Source organism: Micromonospora okii, assembly GCF_020884795.1.
GTDB lineage: Bacteria > Actinomycetota > Actinomycetes > Mycobacteriales > Micromonosporaceae > Micromonospora > Micromonospora okii.
Window position 1 is genome coordinate 688296 of record NZ_BBZF01000013.1, and the last position, 20298, is coordinate 708593.

The 20298-nt window shown below is 73.4% G+C and carries 13 protein-coding genes; 8 read left to right on the forward strand and 5 right to left on the reverse strand.

Translation table 11 applies throughout. From position 1 onward, the window contains the following. Positions 1–4 precede the first annotated feature (4 nt). The 6 genes from LPU43_RS06260 to LPU43_RS06285 are packed head-to-tail and all read left to right on the forward strand — an operon-like array spanning position 5 to position 9054. A complete protein-coding gene (locus tag LPU43_RS06260) occupies positions 5–2752 on the forward strand; it encodes a thiopeptide-type bacteriocin biosynthesis protein (RefSeq protein ID WP_229399253.1) in 2748 nt (915 codons plus the stop codon). Further along, entirely contained in the window at positions 2745–3824 is a 1080-nt protein-coding gene (locus LPU43_RS06265) for a glycoside hydrolase family protein (protein WP_229399254.1), read from the forward strand. Before LPU43_RS06260 ends, LPU43_RS06265 begins: the two co-directional genes overlap by 8 nt. Further along, on the forward strand, positions 3821–5917 hold the full coding sequence (locus tag LPU43_RS06270; protein WP_229399255.1) for an ATP-binding cassette domain-containing protein: 2097 nt from the start codon (positions 3821–3823) through the stop codon (positions 5915–5917). The genes LPU43_RS06265 and LPU43_RS06270 overlap by 4 nt, the downstream gene beginning before the upstream one ends. Next, positions 5910–6749 (forward strand): hypothetical protein, encoded by an 840-nt coding sequence (locus tag LPU43_RS06275; RefSeq protein ID WP_229399256.1) that lies wholly within the window; start codon positions 5910–5912, stop codon positions 6747–6749. Before LPU43_RS06270 ends, LPU43_RS06275 begins: the two co-directional genes overlap by 8 nt. Continuing rightward, a complete protein-coding gene (locus LPU43_RS06280) occupies positions 6746–8014 on the forward strand; it encodes an FAD-binding protein (protein ID WP_229399257.1) in 1269 nt (422 codons plus the stop codon). The genes LPU43_RS06275 and LPU43_RS06280 overlap by 4 nt, the downstream gene beginning before the upstream one ends. Next, a complete protein-coding gene (locus tag LPU43_RS06285; RefSeq protein ID WP_229399258.1) occupies positions 8011–9054 on the forward strand; it encodes a glycosyltransferase in 1044 nt (347 codons plus the stop codon). Before LPU43_RS06280 ends, LPU43_RS06285 begins: the two co-directional genes overlap by 4 nt. On the opposite strand, the gene LPU43_RS06290 is transcribed toward LPU43_RS06285, so the two are convergent. The 3 genes from LPU43_RS06290 to LPU43_RS06300 all read right to left on the reverse strand — a co-directional run bounded on the left by LPU43_RS06290 (position 8973) and on the right by LPU43_RS06300 (position 15919). Beyond that, on the reverse strand, positions 8973–9881 hold the full coding sequence (locus tag LPU43_RS06290; RefSeq protein WP_229399259.1) for an AfsR/SARP family transcriptional regulator: 909 nt from the start codon (positions 9879–9881) through the stop codon (positions 8973–8975). The genes LPU43_RS06285 and LPU43_RS06290 overlap by 82 nt on opposite strands. Positions 9882–10067: 186 nt before the next feature. Then, positions 10068–13412, reverse strand: a complete 3345-nt coding sequence (locus tag LPU43_RS06295; protein WP_229399260.1) for a BTAD domain-containing putative transcriptional regulator — start codon at positions 13410–13412, stop codon at positions 10068–10070. A gap of 176 nt (positions 13413–13588) precedes the next feature. Further along, complete coding sequence (locus LPU43_RS06300; protein WP_229399261.1) at positions 13589–15919, reverse strand: glycosyl hydrolase family 18 protein; 2331 nt, start codon at positions 15917–15919, stop codon at positions 13589–13591. A 213-nt stretch (positions 15920–16132) separates the two neighbouring features. On the opposite strand from LPU43_RS06300, the gene LPU43_RS06305 reads away from it, so the two are divergent. After that, positions 16133–16666 carry a YbhB/YbcL family Raf kinase inhibitor-like protein gene (locus LPU43_RS06305; RefSeq protein WP_229399262.1) on the forward strand — a complete coding sequence of 178 codons (534 nt, stop codon included), beginning with the start codon at positions 16133–16135 and terminating at the stop codon, positions 16664–16666. A gap of 52 nt (positions 16667–16718) precedes the next feature. Here LPU43_RS06305 and LPU43_RS06310 read toward each other — a convergent pair whose 3' ends face one another. After that, on the reverse strand, positions 16719–17423 hold the full coding sequence (locus LPU43_RS06310; RefSeq protein ID WP_229399263.1) for a class I SAM-dependent methyltransferase: 705 nt from the start codon (positions 17421–17423) through the stop codon (positions 16719–16721). A gap of 210 nt (positions 17424–17633) precedes the next feature. Between LPU43_RS06310 and LPU43_RS06315 the strand changes: the two genes are divergently transcribed. Continuing rightward, positions 17634–19409, forward strand: coding sequence for a DUF6311 domain-containing protein (locus LPU43_RS06315; RefSeq protein WP_229399264.1), 1776 nt, complete (start codon positions 17634–17636; stop codon positions 19407–19409). A 44-nt stretch (positions 19410–19453) separates the two neighbouring features. Here LPU43_RS06315 and LPU43_RS06320 read toward each other — a convergent pair whose 3' ends face one another. Beyond that, a complete protein-coding gene (locus LPU43_RS06320; RefSeq protein ID WP_229399348.1) occupies positions 19454–20230 on the reverse strand; it encodes an IucA/IucC family C-terminal-domain containing protein in 777 nt (258 codons plus the stop codon). Positions 20231–20298: the final 68 nt, after the last annotated feature.

A 20298-nucleotide genomic window follows, 5' to 3' on the forward strand; every position in this document is an offset into this window, starting at 1 on the left:
TGGAATGACGCCATCCGCACGGACGCTCTCCACGCCGGGCTGGTGCCTGGTCCGGGTGCCGGTGCTGCCGGCCGTGCCGGGCGACGACCCGTCGCCCCGGGCCGCTGAGCTGCCGCGCCGGCTGCTCGAACTGGCCGTGGAGTACGCCACCGTCTTCCAGCGCTCAGCCGACGACGACCGCGACTGGCAGGACCAGCCGACCCGCATGGCGATCTACGGCAACCGGGCCCGGTTCCGGCCCACCCCGTTCGGGGTGTTCGGCTTCAGCATGCTCGCCGATCTCGTCGACGGTGGCGCCACGACCCGCATCGACCTCGCCACCGAGGTCCGGCTGGCGCGCCTCGACCTGCCCCGGCCGACCGGGAACTGGTTCGTCAATCCCACCCTGGTCGCCGACGCCGGTCGCTGGTCGTACGTGCGCCCGGACCGGGGTGGGACGACGTCGCTGTCGGACGACCCGGTGATCCGTCGGCTCGCCGAGCGGCTCGGTGACCTGCGCGCCGCCGCGCCGCGCTCCGCCGCCGACTGGGCCGCCGACCTCGGCGAGGACGGCCCGGCGCAGTTCGACCTCTGCGTACGCCGGCACCTGCTGCTGCCGGAGCACGCGCCGGAGATGCTGGTGGGAGCCGCCGCGTCGGCCTCGCCCGCCGATCCGGTGAAGGCGGTGCTCGCCGAGGAACGGCCGTTCCGCCCCGACCAGTTCGTGGACGCGTTCAGCGAGGTCCGGCCCCGCCTCGACCGTGGCCCGGTGGAGGCGCTGGTCGACGGCGTCGACCAGCTCATGCGGGTGCCGTGGCCGTCCGACCGGCTCGAACGGGTCAGGGAGTACGTGGGCGGCACGTTCTCCGGTGGCGCGGTGCCGCTGACCTGGCTGCTGACCGCGCCGGTGGAACACCCGCTGGGCAGTTGGCGGCGACCGCCCACGCCCCCGGAGACGCCCCGCCCCCCGGATGCGCCCCGGCGGCTGTTCGTGCGCCCCGCCTACCGCGACGGCAGCGCGGTGGAGTGGTGGAACGAGGCGGTCACGCTGGACCAGTGGCGGGCGGGGCAACCCGACCGGGTGGGAGGGGTCGACCCCGCGGATTCGACCCGGCCCCGGTTCGGCATGGCCTGCGGCGCGCTCCTGGCCGAACCGTGCTCCGGCGCCGACGCCTGGCTGAAGATGATCATGCCTGGGTTCTGGGGCGGTCCGGGGGCCAGGTTCGGCGAGCACCTGCACGTCCCGGAGCTCTGCGCCACCGCCGAGGACCCCGGCCGGCTCGCCGTCGAGCTCGGTTGGACCCCGCTGGACCGCCGCGCCCCGCTGACCCGCCGTCGGGTCGGGGACCTGCCCCGGCTCAACCTCAACCAGCCGCACCGTCCCGGCGACCTGCTCCTCACCGACCTGGCCGTCGTCGTCGTGGGCGGTCGGCTCCAGCTCGTCAACCGCGTCGACGGGCGCTTCGTGGAACTACGCTGGGACAGCCCGCTGTCGTTGAGTCACGACTTCAACCCGTGGGCGGTCAGGCTGCTCGGGCTGCTGCTGGACGAGGCCGCCGACACCATACCGGCCGCCGACCCGAGCCAGTGGCGGTCGCCGGGCGGCATGACTCCGCGCATCACGGCGGGGCGGTGCCTGCTCGCCCGCCGTGGCCTGGTGCTGAACGCCCGACACCGGGCCGACCTGCTGGAGCTGGCCGCCGATCCCGTCGGGCTCTGCGACGTCCTGACCGAGGTGGGGCTGGGTTCCACGGTGGAGCTGACCGAGGGCGCGGACCTCACCATGCGGATCGACCTCACCGATGCCGTGCAACGGCGGTGGTTCACCCAGCGGCTGCGCCGTGAGGGCAGGCTCCAGTTGCACGAGGCGCTGCCGGTGGGCACCCCGGTGTGGTCCGAGCTCGGCGGCCACGTACACGACGTCTGGGTGCCCTGGTCGCACCGGGAGCCGACGACGAGCCGGCCGCTGTCGCGGACCCGGCTCGTGGACCGGCTGCCCGCGGCGGACCCCGACTGGACCGGCTGGTACGTGTACGCCCCGGACCGCGCGGTCGAGACGTGGCTGGCCGGGGCCGACGCCACGACGCTCATGCGCCGGGGCGAGCTGTTCTACATCCGGTACCGGGACGAACGGCCGCACCTGCGGGTCCGCGTGCGTTCCTCGGCGGCGACCGGGGCGCTGCTCGCCGGCCTGCGCACCCACCTGGCCGGGCTGGTGCCGCAGCAGCCGTGGGAGGTCGACGTCCGCGCCTGGGTGCCGGAGGACTACCGGTACGGCGGCCCGGAATCGCGGGCGGACACCCTGCGTCACTTCTGTGGCGACTCGGCCTGGTGGGCCGAACGGCTCGCCGCCGCTCCGGACCCGGCGGGCCGGTACGCGCTGGCGGTGTCCCGGATCGCGGCCTGGTGCCGGCAGCTCGGCGGGGACGACGGCGCCCTCGACCTGCTGTGCGACCTGCGTGGGCTGGACCCACGGCTGCCCAGCTCGCTGGCCCAGCGGAGCTGGATGGCCGCCTTCCGTTCGGCCCGGACCGACCTGGAACGGGCCCTGGACTCCGCGCTCGCCGAGCCGGATCCGACGCTCGGTCACCTCGCCGGTCTGAACGACGACGCCCGTCGGCTGGCCTTCAGCAGCATGATCCACATGACGGTCAACCGGGGGTTGCCGCTCGGGCAGGCGGTGAGCCGCGAAACGGAGATCGTGCTGGCGGCGGCCCGGCTGTTGAAGGGCCGGACGGCCCGGGTGACCCGGGGCGGGACCGGCCGTGCCTGAGGTCGACGCCGCGCGCCGGCTGCTCCGAAGGCTGGTGGAGCACCTGCGCCACCGGGGCGGCGCGACCGTGGACGCGCTGGCCGCCCTGGCCCTGCTCGCGTCGAGGCTCGACCACCGGCCGCTGGCCGGGTCGCTGACCCGGCTCGCGTTGCGCGGCGAGCCCGTCTCCGACCACCGGGTCACCTGGCTGCTGCGTCGGCTGGCGGAGGAGTGCGACGCTGCGGCCGCCGACCATTCGGAGACGCCGGCGGCGACCGGCCCGGCGGCTGCCGAGGTGCTGGCCGCCCAGCACCGGCGCTTCGTCGACGCCGACGAACTCGACCCGATCAACGGTGCCGTGGGCATCGGAATCATGCTGTGGGACGTGGCCGACCCGGAGGCGCGCCACGAACTCGCCACCGCGCTCACCCAGGCCTCCCTGGGCATCCTCCGGGCACCGTCGAACGGGCTCTACCACGGCCGCGGCGGCGGCATCCTGTCGCTACGGATGCTCGGTCACCGGTACGGCCGGGACAGGGAGCTGACCGGGCCGGTGGACGCGCTGGTGCGCGACGTCCAACGGCTGGAGCCGACGGAGCTCGACACCGGTGGCCTGGGCGTCGGCGGGGTCACCCTCTGCGCCGGCCTGCCCGGCCTGCTGGCCGCGCTGGGCCCGGACGCCGACCCGGCCGTGCTGGCGCGGATGGTCCGGGCGCCGATCACCCCGGCGTCCCTGCGTCGGCTCGACGACCTGCTCGTCGACGGCACCGCCGACACCACCTTCTGCCACGGCCTCGCCGGGCTGAGCCTCGCCATGCGGCTCTCGCCGTGCTGGGCAGGGCTCGTCGGCGCCGAGCGGTCGGGCGCGCTCGCGGCCCGGCTCTCGGCCCACCTCGACCGGGTCGACGGGCAGGCGGTGGCCGACGTCTTCGACACGCCGTACGTCCTCTCCGTGCTGAGCGGGCCGGTCGGGGTGGCGCTGGCGCTGGCGGAGACCGCGACCGGCACCCCGCCGTGGTGGGGGATCGGGGTGAGCCTGGGCGACGGCACGCCCGCCGTGGCCGGAACACGAGTGATCGGAGTCCCGGTATGACCGTCAGCCTCCAGACGCAGGACAACGACTGCGGGGTGCAGGCCCTGGTCACCAGCCTGAAGCTGCTGGGCCACGACTTCCCCGAGCCGGCGCTGCGGGACGCGTTGGCCGTACGCGGGGCGCTCTCCCTCCGGGACCTGCGGGACACCTCGGCCGAGGTCTGCGGCGTGCGCTACCGCGCCCGGCGGGACTGCCCCTTCGACGCGCTGACCCCCGGTGCCATCGTGCACCTGCGGGCCGACCACTTCGTCGTCGTCGAGCGCCGGCGGCGGCGTCAGGTGCGGATCTTCGATCCGTCGTTCGGTCGCGCGTGGCTCGACGAGGACGACTACCGCCGACGGTCCTCCGGCTGGGTGCTGCTGCCGGACGGCCGGCCGGTCACGCCAGGTGCCGGCGGACCGCCCTCGGTGGCGGCCACGTCGGGCCGACGCGCCCGCCGGTCGGCCCGGGCCTCGTGGCTGTGGCCCCTGGTGCGCTCCGGTGGGCTCAACCTCCGCCAGGTCGTGCCACTGCTCGTGATGAGCCTCGTGCTCTACACCGGCCTGACCCTGCTCAACCTCGTCCTGCTGCCGTACCTGAACCAGGTCGCCGCCGGTGGCCGGGTGGCCGCCGGCTCCCTGGCCGCCGCCCTCGGCACCTTCTTCGTCGCGCTGAGCGTGCTGTTCTGGCTGCGGCACCGGCAGCTCACCGCCGTCGGGCTGGCCTTCGACCGGGCGATGCTCGGTCACCTCGTCGACCGGCTGACCCGCACGTCGGCGACGACCGAGTTGACCTCGGGCGCGGTCCTGCACCGCGTGCAGAGCGCCCGGGAGGTGCGGGAGACCGGCACCACCCTGGCCCTGTCGATGTTCACCGACGCCGTCGCCGTCGTGATCCTGCTGGCGTTCATGGCGTCGATGTCGCTGCCGCTCACCGGCGTGGTGGCGGCCATCGGCGCCCTGCACATCGGGTTGACGCTGCTCGCCCGGCGGCCGATCAGCCGCCACTACGACGAGCAACTGCGCCGCGACGGTGAGGTCCAGGACGTCCTGATCACCACGACCCGGGGGCTGACCACCTTCCGTGGCCTCGGGGCCGTGTCGCACCTGCGGGCCGAGCACGCCCGGCGGCTCGACCTGCTGCACGAGTCGGTACGGACGCTGCAGTACCGGCTCTCCTGGGTGTACGGGCCGAGTGAGGCCCTGCGCTTCGCCGGCCTCTACGTGATCCTCGTCGTCGGGTCGGTGCTGGTCGCGGCAGGGCTGGTCAGCACGGCGGAGCTGTTCGGGTTCCTCACCCTGGGCGGGACGGTGCTCTTCGCGGTCATCTCCATGGCGCAGACCCTGCCGGCCGTCGCCCAACTGGAGCGGCAGTTGCGTTACGTGGCGACGCTGCTGACGCTGCCGGTGATGCCGGCCGGCACGCGCACCCGGCCGGTGCCGGACGCCCCGGCGGTGGAGCTGGACGGGGTGCGGGTGAGTCGCCCCAAGGACGGCTTCGACCTGCGGCTCGACCTGCGTGTCGAGCGGGGGGAGACGGTCACCGTCGGCGGGGTGAGCGGCGTCGGCAAGTCCACGATGGCGCACATCGTCAGCGGGCTGGACCCGGCGCCGGCCGGCCGGGCCGTCGTCTACGGCGTGTCGACCGCCGACTGGGACCCGGACGGGCTGCGGCCGTTGGTCTGCTACGTGCCACCCCGCTCCGACTTCATGCACACCACGATCCGCGACAGCCTCTGCGCCGGCGCGACGGAGGTCGACGACCGGGAGATCCGGGACACGCTCACGTTGATGGAGCTGGACGACGTGATGCGCCCGCTGCGGCTGGGGCTGCGCACGACGCTGCGGATCAACGGCGCCACCTTCAGCGCGGGTGAGGTGCAGCGGTTCGCGTTGGCCCGGGCGCTGCTGCGCCGGCCGTCGCTGCTGATCCTCGACGAGGCGACGAACTCCCTCGACCGCGAGATGGAACTGCGGCTGCTGGCCGCCGTCCGGCAGCGGGTGGAGACGCTGATCGTGGTCAGTCACCGGCCGGTCGGCGAGCAACTGGGCAGCCGGCACCTGACCGTCGTACGCGGTCCGGACGGTGTCTCCCGGGTGGTGGCCGGTGGCTGAGCCGCTGCGCGGGGTGCACGCCTACTGGCGGGTGCCCAGCCGGCACCCGCGCCCCTACCGCCAGTTGTCCTGCGCCACCTGGCTGCTGAGCATCCTGTCCTGGCAGCGGCACGCCGGCCCGATCGACCTGTACGCCGACCAGCCGACCATCGACTGGCTCGACCAGCTCGGCTGGCTCGGCCACTACGACCGGACCGAGGTCCTCGACGACGCCGGGCTGGACCGGCACTACGACCGGGTCGCCTGCTTCGCGTTGCCGAAGCTGCTCGCCCTCGACCGCTTTCCCGAGGCGGTGCTCGTCGACCCCGACGCCTACCTGCGCGCCCGCCTGCGCCCGCCCGGACCCGGCTCGCTCTTCGCCCACCTGGAGGACGGCGCCGCCGACTTCTACACCCGGCTGCGCGAACTCGCCAACCCGGCCGGCGTGGACCTGCCCGACTCGCTGCCGCTGGTCGGCAACACCGCGCTGTTCCGGGCCGCCGACGCCGACCTGGCCCGGCGGATCAGCCGCACCGGGCTGTCCTTCCTCGCCGACAACCCGTCCACCCCGGGACGCGACATCCACCTGCACATGACCGTCGCCGAACAGGTGCTCGCCACGCATCTCACGCGTACCGCCGGGCATCCGGTGGTGAACGTCTTCGGCGCGCTCTGGTCACCCCAGACGCTGACCTGGACGACCGACCCGCCGGACTTCGGCCACCTGTGGAGCATCAAGCGCGGGCCGCAGGCGGCCACGCTGGTCGCCGCGTACGCGTCGGTCACCCGCATCCTGCGGGACGAGTACGGGGTCGCCCCGGATCGGGTACGCGCGGCGCTGGAGCGGATATGAGCGGGGCAGACCTGTTCGACCGCCTGTCGAACGCGGGCGCGGTCGTGACGCCGGCGGCTTCCGCGGCGTCGACCGTGCTCGTCGGGCACGCGCCGGAGTGGCTGGTGGAGCCGACGTCGCTGCACCAGCTCGGTGCCGTGGTCCGCATCCTCGACGACAGCGGGATCCCGTGGCGGGTCGACAGTCGCGGGCGCAACTGGGGGTACGACGACGCCCGCCTGCGCACGCCCGGCGTGATCGTCCGGCTGGCCCGGCTGGACCGGCTCAGCCTGGACGTCGAGCTCGGCCTCGCCACGGTGCAGCCCGGGGTGACCTTCGCCAAGTTGAAGGAGGCACTGACCGAAGCCGGAGCGCGGTTCTACCTGCCGCCGCCCGGTTCCGGGCCGCACACCTCCGTTCTCGGCAACGCCCTCGACCGGGGCCTGCTCTCCGGCCTCGGCGAACGGGAGCGGCACTGCCGGGACTTCCTGGTGATGGAGCGCGACGGTTCCCTGCACCGGCCGGGCTGGACCGGTGCGGAGGACGCGCGGGTCCGGGGCGCCCTGCCCTACCCGCCCGGTCCGCACGGCCAGGGCGCGCTGTTCCAGACCGCCGGGTACGGCCCGGTCGTGGTGGAGCTGACCCATGTCCTCCAGGTGGCGACGGCGCAGGCGATGCGGCTGGTGGTGCTCTCCGGGCCAGTCCTGACCGAGGAACTGGTGCGGTGCTGGCGCGAGCTGCTCCTCGAAGGGCTGGTGAGCGGTTCCCTCCTGGCGCCGCAGGCGCGTCGGCGGGCACAGGGGACCGCCATCGCCCACGACGGGCTCGTCCTCGACCTCTCCGTCACCGCCGGCTCCGTGGCGACCCTGCGGGCCAAGGCCGCCGACGTTCAGCGGGTGGTCCGTCAGCACGGGCAACGGCTGGCCCTGCGCGTCTCGGAGCACCCCGACGACCTGCGCATTCTCGGGGGCGACGGCGAGCGGCCGGAGGAGGTGGCCCAACTCGCCTCGGGGTTGGAGTGGCACACGGCGGCGCTGCCGTTCGCGCCGTCGATGATCGTCGCCTTCGCCAAGGCCGTGCAGGCCGAGGCGACGTTGGCGGATACGCCGTGGTCCCTGCGCCCGCTCGACGACCGGGCGGTGGTCTGGTTGTCCCCGTTCGTCTACCGCAAGGACGACCCGGCCGACATCGAGCGGCTCCGCCGCCGGTCCGCCGCCTTCGACCGGATCCGTGGCGAGTTCCACCTGCCCACGTACCGGTCCGGCGGGGCGCGGGGCGGGCGATGAGACACCTTCTCGTCGTCGGCGTGCACCGCATCTCCACCGGGCGGTCGGGCGAGGCGATCCACCTCCGCCAGCTCGCCGGGGCACTGCGGAGCGCCGGTGCGCGGGTGACGGTGCTGGACGGGCCGATGGACCCGGGCGCGGCGGGCAGCGGGCACGACGCGGCGCTGCGGTCCCTGGCACGGTCGCTCGACCGGCTGCTCGAGCAGGACCGCCCGGACGCGGCCCTGCTCTGGGGGCATCTCGGCGAGGAGACCCCGTTGGCCCGGCGGCTGCGGGCGGCGGGCGTGCCGGTCGTGTTGGAGCACCCCGCAGCCGACCTGCGGCCCGTCGCGCAGACGCTCCGCCTCGTCGACGACGTCGTGGTGCCCTCCCGGTTCGCCCGGGACCTCTTCGTCGGGCAGGCCGGCCGGGACGCCCGGCCGATCGAGCCGCTGCTGCGCCCGTGCTCCTGTCCACCCGGCGCGGGCGCCGGTGGCGTCGCCCGCTCCGGCCCGTACCGGATCACCTTCGTCAACCCGGAACCGGCCAAGGGGCTCGGCGTGGTGATGCACCTGGTCGTGGCCGCGACCCGGGCGAACCTGCCGTTCCGCTTCCGCTTCGTGGAGGGTCGCTGGACCGCCGCCGATCTGGCCAGCCAGGGCATCGTCGCGGCGGAACTGCCGTGCGTCGAGATCGTCGCCTACCGTGCCGACGTCTGCTCGCTGTACGCCGAGACGGACCTGTTGCTGGTGCCGAGCCTGTGGCGGGAGAGCTTCGGGATGGTCGCCCGGGAGGCCGTGGTGCACGGCGTGCCCGTCGTGGCCACCCGGACCGGTGGGTTGCCCGAGGCCGTGGGCGACGGCGGGAGCTGCCTCGATCCGCCGGAGTGCGGCGACGACTACCTGGTGCGGATGACCGGGGCCGAGGTCCGGGCGTGGCTGTCCGCCGTCGTGGACGGGCTGCGCCGGAGGCGGCGGCCTCAGCCGGAGCTGTTGTCGCGGGCGAGCGCGGAGAGTGTCGCGGCGTACCAGGAGGTGCTGTCCGCCCGCCCGACGGCGTGAGGACGCCAGCCCGGCGACGCCGTGCCCGTGATGACGGCGGCGGCCTCGTCCGGTGTGGTCCTCTCCGCCAGGTCGAGCTTGGGATCCTGCCGCAGGATGGCCAGTTCCAGGCCGCGCAGCAGTGGGCCGGGGTCGAGCCCGTGCTGGTCGGAGAGGAGCTGGCAGCCCTGGCGGGCCACCCGCAGCGCCTCGGGTTGCCGGCCACAGCGATACAGCGCGAGGACGAGCTGGGTGCGCAGGCGCTCGCGCAGCGGATGATCGGCGACGTGCCGGGTCAGCTCGGCGATGAGCTCGTGGTGTCTCCCGATGGTCAGCTCGAGGCCGAGGAGCCATTCCAGGTCGGCGAGGCGCCTCTCCTCCAGGTGCACCCGGCTGGGCTCGACGAAGTCGGCTGCCGCCCCGGAGAGCGTCGGCCCCCGCCAGAGCGCCAGGGCCTCACGCATGAGCGTGCAGGCGTCCTCCAGCAGGCCCCGCTCGACCTCGACCCGGGCCGTCGTGCTCAGGGCCCGGTACCTCGCCAGGTCGAGCTGGTCGGCCTCCAGCCGCAGCAGGTATCCGCCGGGCTGGGTGACGATCGACCCGGTGGCGTCGTCGGCCTGCTGGATGCTTCGGCGCAGCGCCCAGATCTCGGACTGGACCTGGGCCCTCGCCGTCGACGGGGGGTTACCTCCCCAGATCGCCGTCGCGAGCTGGCCGACCGACACCACCTGGTTGGCGTGCAGCAGCAGGTAGGCCAGGACCGCCCGGCGGCGGGGCCGATCCACGTTGACCGGGCAGCCGTCGGTGGTGAGCCCCACCGGGCCCAGCAGCGTGAAGCACAGGGTCACGGCTCTCCCTCGCGAGGTTGGTGAGCCGTTCGGAAACGCCCTGATGGGTGGGCGTCCGTCGGCATCCGAGATCGACAACTGCTCCCAGCGCGTCGAAGCTAACGACGGGCCGGGACGCGCGACCGACGCCCGGCTTCCCGTAGCTGTCCCGTACCCACGCGTCCGATCCCCCTCCGGTGGCCCGGGTCACCGTCGGACGAGGGCGTCCGCAATGCGGTCCGCGCCCGCAGCGCGGTAGATGGACGCTGCCTCGTCGAGCAGCCGGCTCGCCGTCCCGGCATCGTGTTCCGCCAGGCAGTCGGCGCGCACCGCCAGGGCGTCCGCTTCGAGGATGCGGAAGCCGTGCGCCCGTGCCGTGTCGTGGGCCAGCTCGCAGGCCCGCTGCGCCGCGTCGCGGTCGCCGGTGTGCAGGAACGCGCCGGCCAGGCCCACCCCCGCGCGGGCGTCGAAGTACGGGTAGTGGTGCTGCCTCGCCATGGCCTGCGCGCGCAGGAAGCACCGCGTCGCCTCCGGCACGTCCAGGCCGGCCAGGTGCGCCTCGCCGAGCGAGGTCAGCAACGCCACCTGGGCACGCTGGTCGCGGACGATCAGGGCGACGTCGTAGCCCTCCCTGGCCGCGCTGGCGGCGGCGGCCGGTGCGCCCCGTTGCCGGTGGAGCTGGCTGATCTCGTCCAGGATCGACAACTCCCCATGCATGCTCGAGCGTCGTCGGTAGCCGGCCAGCGCCGCTGTCAGACAGGTCTCGGCCTGGTCGAGTTCGCCGAGCTGACGCAGCACCATCCCGAGGTTCCCCCGCGCCGACAACGCGGACGCCTCCCGGCCGGCCCGCTGGTTGAGCCGGAGCGCGGCCGTGAAGCACTCGGCGGCGGGCCGCAGCCGCCCCTGGTCCACGTACATGGCACCCAGACCACTGAGCGCGAGGGACCGGACGTAGCCGGCGCTCTCGTCACCGCACAGGGCGAGCGCGCGTCGATACGACTCCTGGGCGTCGTCGAGCATGCCCTGCTCGGCCTGCACGACCCCGCTGGTGTGCCACAGGTACGCGGCGGCCTCACGCCACGCGCACGACTCGGCGAGCAGCGCGCCCGCCCGGTAGTCGTCCAGTGCCTCCCGGTGGCGACCCAGCGCCCACATGGCCTGTCCACGGCTGATGAGCAGCGCGGCCTGTGCGGCATCGTCGGCCGCCTTCGTCGCGGCCCGCAGACCGGCCTCCGCCGTGCGGAGCCACCGGTCCACGTGCCGCCGGACGAGGAAGTACCCCCGTAGCTGGTCGGCGACCTGCCAGCTCACCGGCTCCTGGCCCGGCTCGGCGGTCTGCTCGACCAGGGCCACCAGCCCGGCGGCCTCCCGGTCCAGCCACTCCAACGCCTGTTCCTGCCCCGCGAAGGCGCCCGCCCGCCCGGTGACGGTGGTCGGTAGCTGGACGGCGTGTGGGGACACGTGCCCCATCGCGGCGATCAGGTGTTCGAGATACCAGGCGTGCAGGCGCCCCCGGGCGGCGTCGCGCTCACCGGGGTCACCGGCGGCGAGTAGCTTGCCGGCGTACAACCCGAGCAGGTCGTGGAACCTGAACCGTTCCGCGGTCGACTGAAGCAGCATGTTGCCGTCCAGCAGCTCGCAGACGACGGCGTCCGCCGCGACCGGGTCCAGGTTCAGCGCCTCGGCGGTGGCGTCGAGACCGAAGTCGTCGCCGGGGTGCAGGGCGCAGAGCCGGAACGCCCGGCGTGCGGCTTCGCTGAGCTCCTGGTAGCTGAGCTGGAAGCTGGCCAGGACGCTGGAGTCGCCGGCGCTGAGCTCGGCCAGCCGCCCGTTGACGTCCCGCAGTCGCCGGGCCAGGTCGTCGGCGCTCCAGGCAGGCCGGTTCGCGAGCCGGGCGGCCACGATGCGCAGCGCCAGCGGCAGCTTCCCGCACGCCAGCGCCACCTCCTGGGTCGAGCGGGGGTCCGTCGGCGGCCGCCGACCTGCGGCATCCGAGATCAATTTCACCGCGTCCGGAAGGGGGAGCGTGGCGACGTCGACGACGGTCGCGTCGGCGAGGCCGGGCAGTCGCCACCGGCTCGTGACCAGCACGTCGCAGTGGCCGGGGCCGGGAAGCAGCGGTCGTACCTGCGCCGCCTCACGCGCGTTGTCGAGAACGAGCAACATCCGGCGGTCGGCCAGCTCGCTGCGCAGGGCCGCCGAGGCCTCGGCCTCGTCCGCCCCGACCTGGCGCGCCGGCACGCCCAGGGCGCGCAGGAACCGTCCGAGCACCTCTATGGGCGCGACGGCGACGCCGGCGCCGCCCCGCAGGTCGACGTAGAGCTGCCCGTCCGGGTAGGCGGCGCGTAGCTGGTGCGCCGCCTTCAGGGCGAGAGCGGTCTTGCCCACCCCCGCAGCTCCGCTGAGCATGACGATGTGGGGGGAGACCTGCCCCTCCTCGGGCCCCCCTCCGGCGAGGGCGGCCCCGATCGTGCCGAGTTCGGTGGCCCGGCCGACGAAACCGGACGGCGGGGCGGGGGCCTGCTGGGGCACGGGGCGGTGCGCCGGTGCCGGGGCCGGCAACTCGTGGCGCCGCAACGCGTAGTCGTGCGCCTGCCGGAGCTCCGGGCTGGGCTCGATGCCCAGTTGATCCACCAGGGCGGCACGGATCCTCTGGTAGGTGGCGAGCGCCTCGGCCTGCCGCCCGCTGGCTGACAGGGTCATCATCAGCTCGGCGTGCAGTGGCTCGTCCAGCTCGAACTGTCGGGCCAACTCCCGCAACGGCGGCAACACCTGCTCGCAGCCGCCGAACTCCCGGGTGAGCGCCGCCCAGCTACGGAGAAGCTGTGCGTACTGGTGCCGCAGGGCGGTGCTCACCGGATGGTCGCGCAGCGCCTCCACGTCCGTCTCGCCACGCCACAGCAGCGCCGCTGCCGCGAAATGGCTGCCGGTCAGCTCGGGGGTGGCCTCATCGGCGCCCAGGGCGACGAGCCGACGAAACCGAAGCAGGTCCAGTTGCTGTGGCGCGAGCGTGAGGCGGTAGCCGTCGCCCGCCAGGCGGAGCACCTTCGTCGCGTCGGGCAGTCGCAGCTTCCGGCGGAGCCGGCCGACGTGGCTCTGGAGCAGTTGCTGGGCCTGCGGTGGCCGCTGGTAGCCCCACAGCAGCTCGATGAGGTCCTCGCGTCCCACCACCTCGCCGGCGCTCAGCGCCAGGCGCACCAGGATGCGACGCTGCTTGGTGGAGGTCAGCTCGATCTCGTGGGAACCGCACCGCACCCGAAGTGGGCCGAGCACCGCCACGGAGAGTTCGTCGGCGGGGTGGCCGGGCGGGGAATCGGGCTGCGGCGTCGGTTTCCTGCGGGCCGTCGCGGCTGCCCGCACCAGCTCGGCGGCCTCGCCGGCGAGCCCCAGTGCCCCGACCAGGGCGTCCAGCGAGGCCGGCCGTGGCAGGCGGCTGCGGCCCTGTTCCAGGTCACGAATGGTCGCTATGTTCACGTCGGCCCGGTCGGCCAGCTCCCGCTGCGTCAGACCGGCGCGCTCGCGGGCTGCCCGCAGGCTGGCGCCGAACGGCACGTTCGGGGCCGCTGCAGGCGTCGAAGGGGGCGAAATTGCAGGAAGTGAGAACTTCCGCGTCGGCACGGAGAACATTATTACAGGATTGCGGCGGGGAGGTGACCGTGGTCACTCCGCCCCGACGCCGCCGGCAGCGGGTTCCCACCGCCTCGACGAGGCGGTGGGAACCCGACAGGTCAGAAGCCGGTGTGGATGGCGTTCATCAACGTGCCGTTCGACGTGTCGCCGGACATCTCCCAGATCATGCCGCCGAGCAGGTTGCGCTGTCGCGCCCAGGCGGCCTTCTGCCCGATCGACCAGGCGTCGTCGAAACTCCACCACTGCCCGCCGTTGCCGGTGTAGCAGTATGTCGAGACCGACTGGGTGTCGTGGTGGACGGTGCAGTTGGGGACCATCGCGAGCAGGTTGGAGTAGCCGCGCGTGCCGGCCTCCTCGGCGAACTGGCCCGGTGCCGCCCCGGTGGCGCTCTGCCACTCGCCGTTGGCGGACCCGCCCCCGGGGGCGGTGCCGGCGGCGACGCCCTGCCAGCCCCGACCGTAGAAGGCGAAGCCGATCGTGAGCTGTCTCGGGTTGACGCCGGCGTCGAGATAGGTCTTCACCGCGCGGTCGACACTGAACTCGAACTGGTACGGGTCCTGCTCGTCCCGGTACAGGTTGCCCTGGTGCCCGGTGCGGTTGGGCTCCCACGAGTTGTCACTGCCCGCGCCGTGGAAGTCGTAGCCCTGCACGTTGGCGAAGTCCATGTAGTCGAAGACGCTGTGGTTGCCGTCGGAGCGGGTGATGTCCCAGCCGTCCGCGATCTTCTGCGGGTCCGCGGGCGTGAACGCGGTCAGCAGGTACCGGCGGCCGGTGGTCTTGCTCAGCTCGTCCATCTGCCGGCGGAACTCGGCGAACAGGGCGGTGTTGTTGGCCTTGTCCTGCGGGCCCCAGTGGTTGCCGGGGTGTCCTTCGGCCCCGGGCCACTCCCAGTCCAGGTCGACGCCGTCGAAGATGCCGGCGGCGGTGCCGGGCCCGCCGGAGTTGCCGGCCACCGGCAGGTTGCCCTTGAGGTAGATGTCGAGGCAGGAGCGGACGAGCTTCTCCCGCGAGGCGGGCGTCGCGGCCGCGTCCGAGAAGTACTTGGAGTAGGTCCAGCCCCCGAGCGAGATCAGTATCTTGAGGTGCGGATACTTGGCCTTGAGCTTCTTGAGCTGGTTGAAGTTGCCGCGCAGCGGCTCCCAACCGCTGTCGGCCACGCCGTCCACCGACTGGGCGGCGCTGAAGGGACGCCCGTAGTCGGCGTCCGCGTCGCCCGCGCCGTCGCCCTGGTTCGGGTCCTGCGGGTTCTGCGTGGTGCCCTTGGTGACGCCCTGGAGGCAGGTGAGGTTGACCGGGTCGATGTTCGCGAACGAGTAGTTGATGTGGGTCAGCTTCGCCGCCGCGCCCGAGGTGTCCAGGTTCTTGACGAAGTACTGGCGGCCGTAGATTCCCCACTGCACGAAGTACCCGACCCGGGCGTACTTGCCGTCGCCCACCACGTCCTTCGTGGTGACGCTGAGGGGCGAGCTGGCCGCCGAGGCGTTGTCGTAGGTGTCCCGGGCCCGCACCGTGAAGCTGTACGGGGTCAGCGGGCTCAGCCCGGTGACGGTCGCGGTGGTGCCGGTGACCGTGGCGGCGAGCTGGTCGCCCCGGTACACGTCGTAGCCGGCGATGCCGCTGGCGTCGGTGGACGCGTTCCAGGCGAGCGTGACGCTGACGTCGCCGGTCGTGGTGGCGCGCAGGTTGGTCGGCGTCGACGGGGGTGTGCGGTCGTCGGCCGGGTCGAGGGTGGTGGCGGAGACCGGCGCGCTGTCCGCGGAGAGGTTGCCGCGCGTGTCCCTGGCCCGCACCGTGAAGGTGTACGTGGACTTCGGCGTCAGCCCGGTGACCGTGGCGGTGGTGGCGCCGTTGACCGTGGCGACGCGCTCGCCCGCCTGGTAGACGTCGTATCCGGCGACCGGGAAGTCGGTGGCCGTCGCGGCGCTCCAGCTCAACGAGACCGTCTTCGTGGTGCGGGAGGTCACCGCCAGCCCGGTCGGCGTGGCGGGTGCCCGGTCGGGGCTGCCGTCGCACTTGTCGCCGTTGACCCGGCAGTTCAGTGGCTCGGCGCCCGACCCGTTGGCGATGAACCAGAAGCTGAACGGGTCGGTGCTGCCGCCGGCCGGGATGGTGCCGTTGTAGTGGGCGTTGGCCACGGTGACGTGGTTGCCGTCGCGGGTGACGTTGCCGTGGTAGGCGTTGCCCAGGGTCACGCCGGCCGGCAGGTCGAACTCCAGCTTCCAACTGCTGACCGAGGTGCTCCCGGCGTTGCGGATGACGTACTTGTCGAGGAACCAGGAGCCGTTGTTGGCGGACGAGAAGGTGGCGGTGAGTCCGGTTGCGGCCTGCGCCGTTCCGGGGATTGCCACGGCCAGCCCGGCGGCCAGCGTCGCGGCGGTCAGGGAGACGAGGAGGCGGTAGAGGCGGGTGCGTCTTCTTCTGTGTTCCATGCGATCCCCGCAATTCTTAGGAAACTTTACTGATAGTTCAGCACCGCGTCACGAGAGAGTCAAGTGTGTCGATGTAACGTCGGGTGAACCATCCGGCGTCGACACCGCCGGCGACGGGCGGGGCGCGCCGATGTCCGCCGGTGGTCGATAGGCGGGGCGGTGCGGGGTAAGAAGGTGCGCAGGAAACCCGCGTACACCGGAAGGACCGTGCCGATGTCCCTGGAACGACCGATCGCCCCGGACCCGTACGAGCTGCTGCCGACCGTTGCGTCGTTCACCCTGACCAGCGAGGACGTGCACAACGGCGAGCCGATGGACGCCCGGTACGCCCACGACAGCGTCGGCGGCGGGAACGTCTCCCCCCAGCTCGCCTGGTCGGGCTTCCCCGCCGAGACGAAGAGCTTCGTGGTGACGTGCTTCGACCCGGACGCGCCGACGGGCAGCGGCTTCTGGCACTGGGTGCTGGTCGACGTGCCCGCGTCGGTGACGGAGCTGCCCCGGGGCGTCGACGAGGCCGACCTGGGCGGCGCGTTCAGCATCCGCAGCGACTACGGGGCGACCGGGTACGGCGGCGCGGCCCCGCCGGCCGGCGACCGCCCGCACCGGTACGTCTTCGCGGTGCACGCCGTCGACGTCGAGCGCCTCGGCGTCGGGCCGGACGCCAGCGGGGCCTACGTCGGCTTCAACCTGGCCTTCCACACCCTGGCGCGGGCGGTCATCCGCCCGACGTACCAGGTGAAGGAGTAGGTGTTAGGAGGGGCCCCCTGAACCGCGGAAAGCGTCGACAGGGGGCCCCTCCTCACACGCGGGCGACGGCGAAGACGGACTGGCCGAACGGGGGGCGGACGAGCTGCTCCGCCGCCTTCGTGGCGGGCAGGACGAGGGTGTCGTAGACCTTCACCATCGGGCCCTCCTTCGGCATCAGCCGGAAGACCTTGGTTGCCATGAAGTAGCCGATCAGGCCGAGCGCGTTCGCGTAGTGGATCTTCTCCACGGTCAGGCCGGCCTCGGTCATCGCGGCGGAGAGGGTCTTCTTCGTGTACCGGCGGACGTGGCCGGTGGCGATGTCCGCCGGGCTCATCGCGAACTGGAACGCCGGCACGATGATCACCACGGCGCCGCCCGGCCGGACCAGGTCGCGCATGCTGCGCAGCGCGCCCACGTGGTCCTCGATGTGCTCCAGCACGTTGTACGACACGGCGGCGCTGTAGTCCCCGCGCTCCGAGTGCGGCAGGAGCATCTGCCGCACCTCGATGTTCGGGTGCATGGCCAGGCGCTCCTTCAGCGCGACCAGCCGGTCCGGGTCCGCCTCGGTGGCCGTGAAGCGGGGGAAGTGCTCCGCCCACTCCAGGGCGTAGTCGCCCAGCCCGCTGCCGATCTCGATGGGGTTGTCACCGAGGTACGGGACGGCCAGCTCGACGAACCACCTGCGGTGATTGACCGCCGTCGCGAGACCCTCGAGGACCTCGGACTGGACACGCTGATCCCCAGTGATTTCTGCCATGCGTCGATTCCTCACGGTGTGACTCGACCTGCGCCGGGACCGACAGAGTGAACCATCCGAAGCGGACGGGGGCGAAATCGGGGCACCGGGGGTGGCCGAATTGCGGTCGGGGCGGGCACGAGATCGGCGGTCGGCGAACCCGGCAGATAGTACGCCAGTCCCCCGAAACGCGCACGTCGGCGTCACGGTGTGACTACTCTGCGAATTGTTATGACTACTCGCCGGCCGGGTCGCCGTGTCGACAAGCGGGGGTGGTGGACGGACGCCGCCGCGCTGGCCAGCTTCGCGCTGCTCGCGCTCTGGGTGACCCTCCGGTTCTGGGCGAACCCGGGGCACGGGGTCCGGGACAACCGCTCCGATCAGGCGCTCTTCGAGTGGATGATGGCGCACGGTGCGCGCGTGATGACCGATTTCGCATATCCGTTCGGCTCGGACCGGATGAATGTGCCGGACGGCGTGAACCTGATGGCCAACACGTCCGTATTATCCATTTCCCTGCCAATGACGCCGGTCACCGTCCTGTTCGGCCCCCGTACCGCATTCCTGGTGTTCCTCACCGGCGGCATGTTCCTCACCGCGGCGGCCTGGTACTTCGTGCTCTCCCGCGTGCTGATCGGCTCCCGGGGGCCCGCCTGGCTCGGTGCCGGATTCTGCGCGTTCGCCCCGGCGATGGTGTCGCACGCCAACGCCCACCCCAACATCGTCAGCCAGTTCGTGGTGCCGCTGATCGTCTGGCGCACCCTGCGGCTGACCGAGGGCGGCCGGTGGCTGCGCAACGGCGTGCTGCTCGGGCTGGTGATCGTCTGGCAGGCGTTCATCAACCTGGAGATCCTGCTGATGACCGCGATCGGGCTCGGCGTGGTGGTCGCCGCGCTGGCCCTGCGCCGCGCCGACCTGCGCCGGCAGGCCCGGCCGTTCCTCGCCGGCCTCGGCGTCGCCGCCGTCCTCGCCGCCGGCGCGCTGGCCTACCCGCTCTACGTGCAGTTCTTCGGCCCCGGCGCGTACGAGGGGCTGTCCGAGCTGATCCGCGGCTACCGCACCGACCTGGCCTCGTTCACCGCCTTCGCCCGCGAGTCGGTCGCCGGGGATCCGAAGGTCGCCGCGCGGCTGGTGAAGAACCCCACCGAGGAGAACGGCTTCTTCGGCTGGCCCCTCGTCGTGCTCGTGGGCGCGCTGGTGTGGTGGCTGCGGCGCAGCCCGGTCGTGCTGGGCCTCGCCGCCGTCGGCCTGCTCTTCGCCGTGCTCTCCCTCGGCCGGGAGATCCAGTTCGAGGGCCGGGCGACCGGGATCCCCGGCCCCTGGGCGGCGCTGGAGAACCTGCCGATCCTGCACTCGGTGGTCCCCACCCGGTGGGCGCTGGCGACCGTACCGCTGGTCGGGGTGCTGCTCGCGCTCGGCGCGGAGCACGCCCGCCGGCTGGCCCGGGAGCACCCCGCCGCCCGGCCGCAGATCCGCTTCGCCACCGCCACCGTGCTGTTCATGGCGCTGCTCCCGGCGTTCCCGACCCCGCTGCCCGCCACCCGCCTCGACCCGGTGCCCGAGTTCGTCACCTCCGGGGCCTGGCGGCCGTACGTGGCCGGCGGGCGCAGCGTGGTGACCCTGCCCCTGCCGGACACCAACTACGCCGACCCGCTGCGCTGGTCGGCGGCGACCGGCCTGGACCTGCCGCTGGCCCGGGGCTACTTCCTCGGGCCGGACACCCGGCCCGGGGCCCCGGAGGGCCGGATCGCCCTCTTCACCGCCCCGCCCCGTCCGACCAGCAGCTTCTTCCTCACCATCCGGCGCACGGGCGAGGTGCCGCCGGTGACCGGGCCGACGCGCAGGGCCGCGCTGGAGGACCTGCGGTACTGGCGGGCGGGGGTGGTCGTCCTCGGCCCGCACGAGCACGCCGACGCACTGCGCCGGGGTATGACCGAGCTGACCGGCGTCCGCCCCACGTACACCGGGGGGGTCTGGGTCTGGGACGTCCGCCCGCTGACGAGCTGACGCGAGCCGGGCCGCCCGCTCAGGCGGACCAGTGTGGGGGCCGCTCAGGCGGAGCGGAGGCAGCAGCCCTGGCAGACCTTCGGGCTGGGCAGGGTGAAGGCGAGGCAGCAGGTGCGCCGCTGGACCGTCGGCTTTCCGGCCGGGCCGGGCACCAGCTCGACCAGGTCGGCCAGGTCGAGCGCGGCGAGCAGCGTCTCGACGTGCCGGACGGCGGGGCCGGGCAGCGTGTCCGCCGCGCCAAGCACGGCCTGCGCGACGCTGGCGGCGACGGAGCCGAGCAGCGTACGCGCGCCGATGCGGACCTCCGTCTGGATGGCGGCGATCAGCGGGGCGAGATGGGCGTCGAGCAGGGAGGCGCGCAGCGCCGCCAGCAACTCGGCCTCGTCGGCGACCACCCGCACCTCGGGAAGCCCGGCCAGGGCCAGCGGGTCGGAGGGGAGCACCGCGACGGCGGTCGACCGGCGCAGCCCGATGGTCACCAGGGGGCCGTGGGCCTCGAAGTGGATCAGCACGTCGGACGCGTCGAGCAGCGGCACCCGGCGGGCGGCGGCCCAACCGAGCACGGCCGGCAGGGCCGCCCAGTAGCTGTAGGCCTTCCAGGCCAGGGCGGCGCAGGCGTGCGGGGTGCCGCCCCAGCGCCGCGCGGCGGCGGAGAGCAGCTCGGGCAGCCGGGTGCCGTCGACCAGGGTGGTGGCCGGGGCCCAGCCGAACCGGTCGTCGGTGACCAGCAGGCCCGGCGCGAGGCCGGGCAGGTCGTCGGTGCCGAACACGGCGCGGAGGGTGGCGGTCACCGGGGCGAGCGGCGTCGCGGTCGTGGGCATCACCGCTGTCACCTGGCCTCCCCACTACGGTCCGCGTTACTGAGCTAAGGCTAGCCTAACTAGTGCCT

What these genes read in the sequence shown, in the direction of transcription:
- LPU43_RS06260 (WP_229399253.1), top strand. Translation starts at nt 5, where the DNA reads ATGACGCCATCCGCACGGACGCTCTCCACGCCGGGCTGGTGCCTGGTC.
- LPU43_RS06270 (WP_229399255.1), top strand. Translation starts at nt 3,821, where the DNA reads ATGACCGTCAGCCTCCAGACGCAGGACAACGACTGCGGGGTGCAGGCC.
- LPU43_RS06280 (WP_229399257.1), top strand. Translation starts at nt 6,746, where the DNA reads ATGAGCGGGGCAGACCTGTTCGACCGCCTGTCGAACGCGGGCGCGGTC.
- LPU43_RS06285 (WP_229399258.1), top strand. Translation starts at nt 8,011, where the DNA reads ATGAGACACCTTCTCGTCGTCGGCGTGCACCGCATCTCCACCGGGCGG.
- LPU43_RS06300 (WP_229399261.1), bottom strand. Translation starts at nt 15,919, where the DNA reads ATGGAACACAGAAGAAGACGCACCCGCCTCTACCGCCTCCTCGTCTCC.
- LPU43_RS06305 (WP_229399262.1), top strand. Translation starts at nt 16,133, where the DNA reads ATGTCCCTGGAACGACCGATCGCCCCGGACCCGTACGAGCTGCTGCCG.
- LPU43_RS06310 (WP_229399263.1), bottom strand. Translation starts at nt 17,423, where the DNA reads ATGGCAGAAATCACTGGGGATCAGCGTGTCCAGTCCGAGGTCCTCGAG.
- LPU43_RS06315 (WP_229399264.1), top strand. Translation starts at nt 17,634, where the DNA reads ATGACTACTCGCCGGCCGGGTCGCCGTGTCGACAAGCGGGGGTGGTGG.
- LPU43_RS06320 (WP_229399348.1), bottom strand. Translation starts at nt 20,230, where the DNA reads ATGCCCACGACCGCGACGCCGCTCGCCCCGGTGACCGCCACCCTCCGC.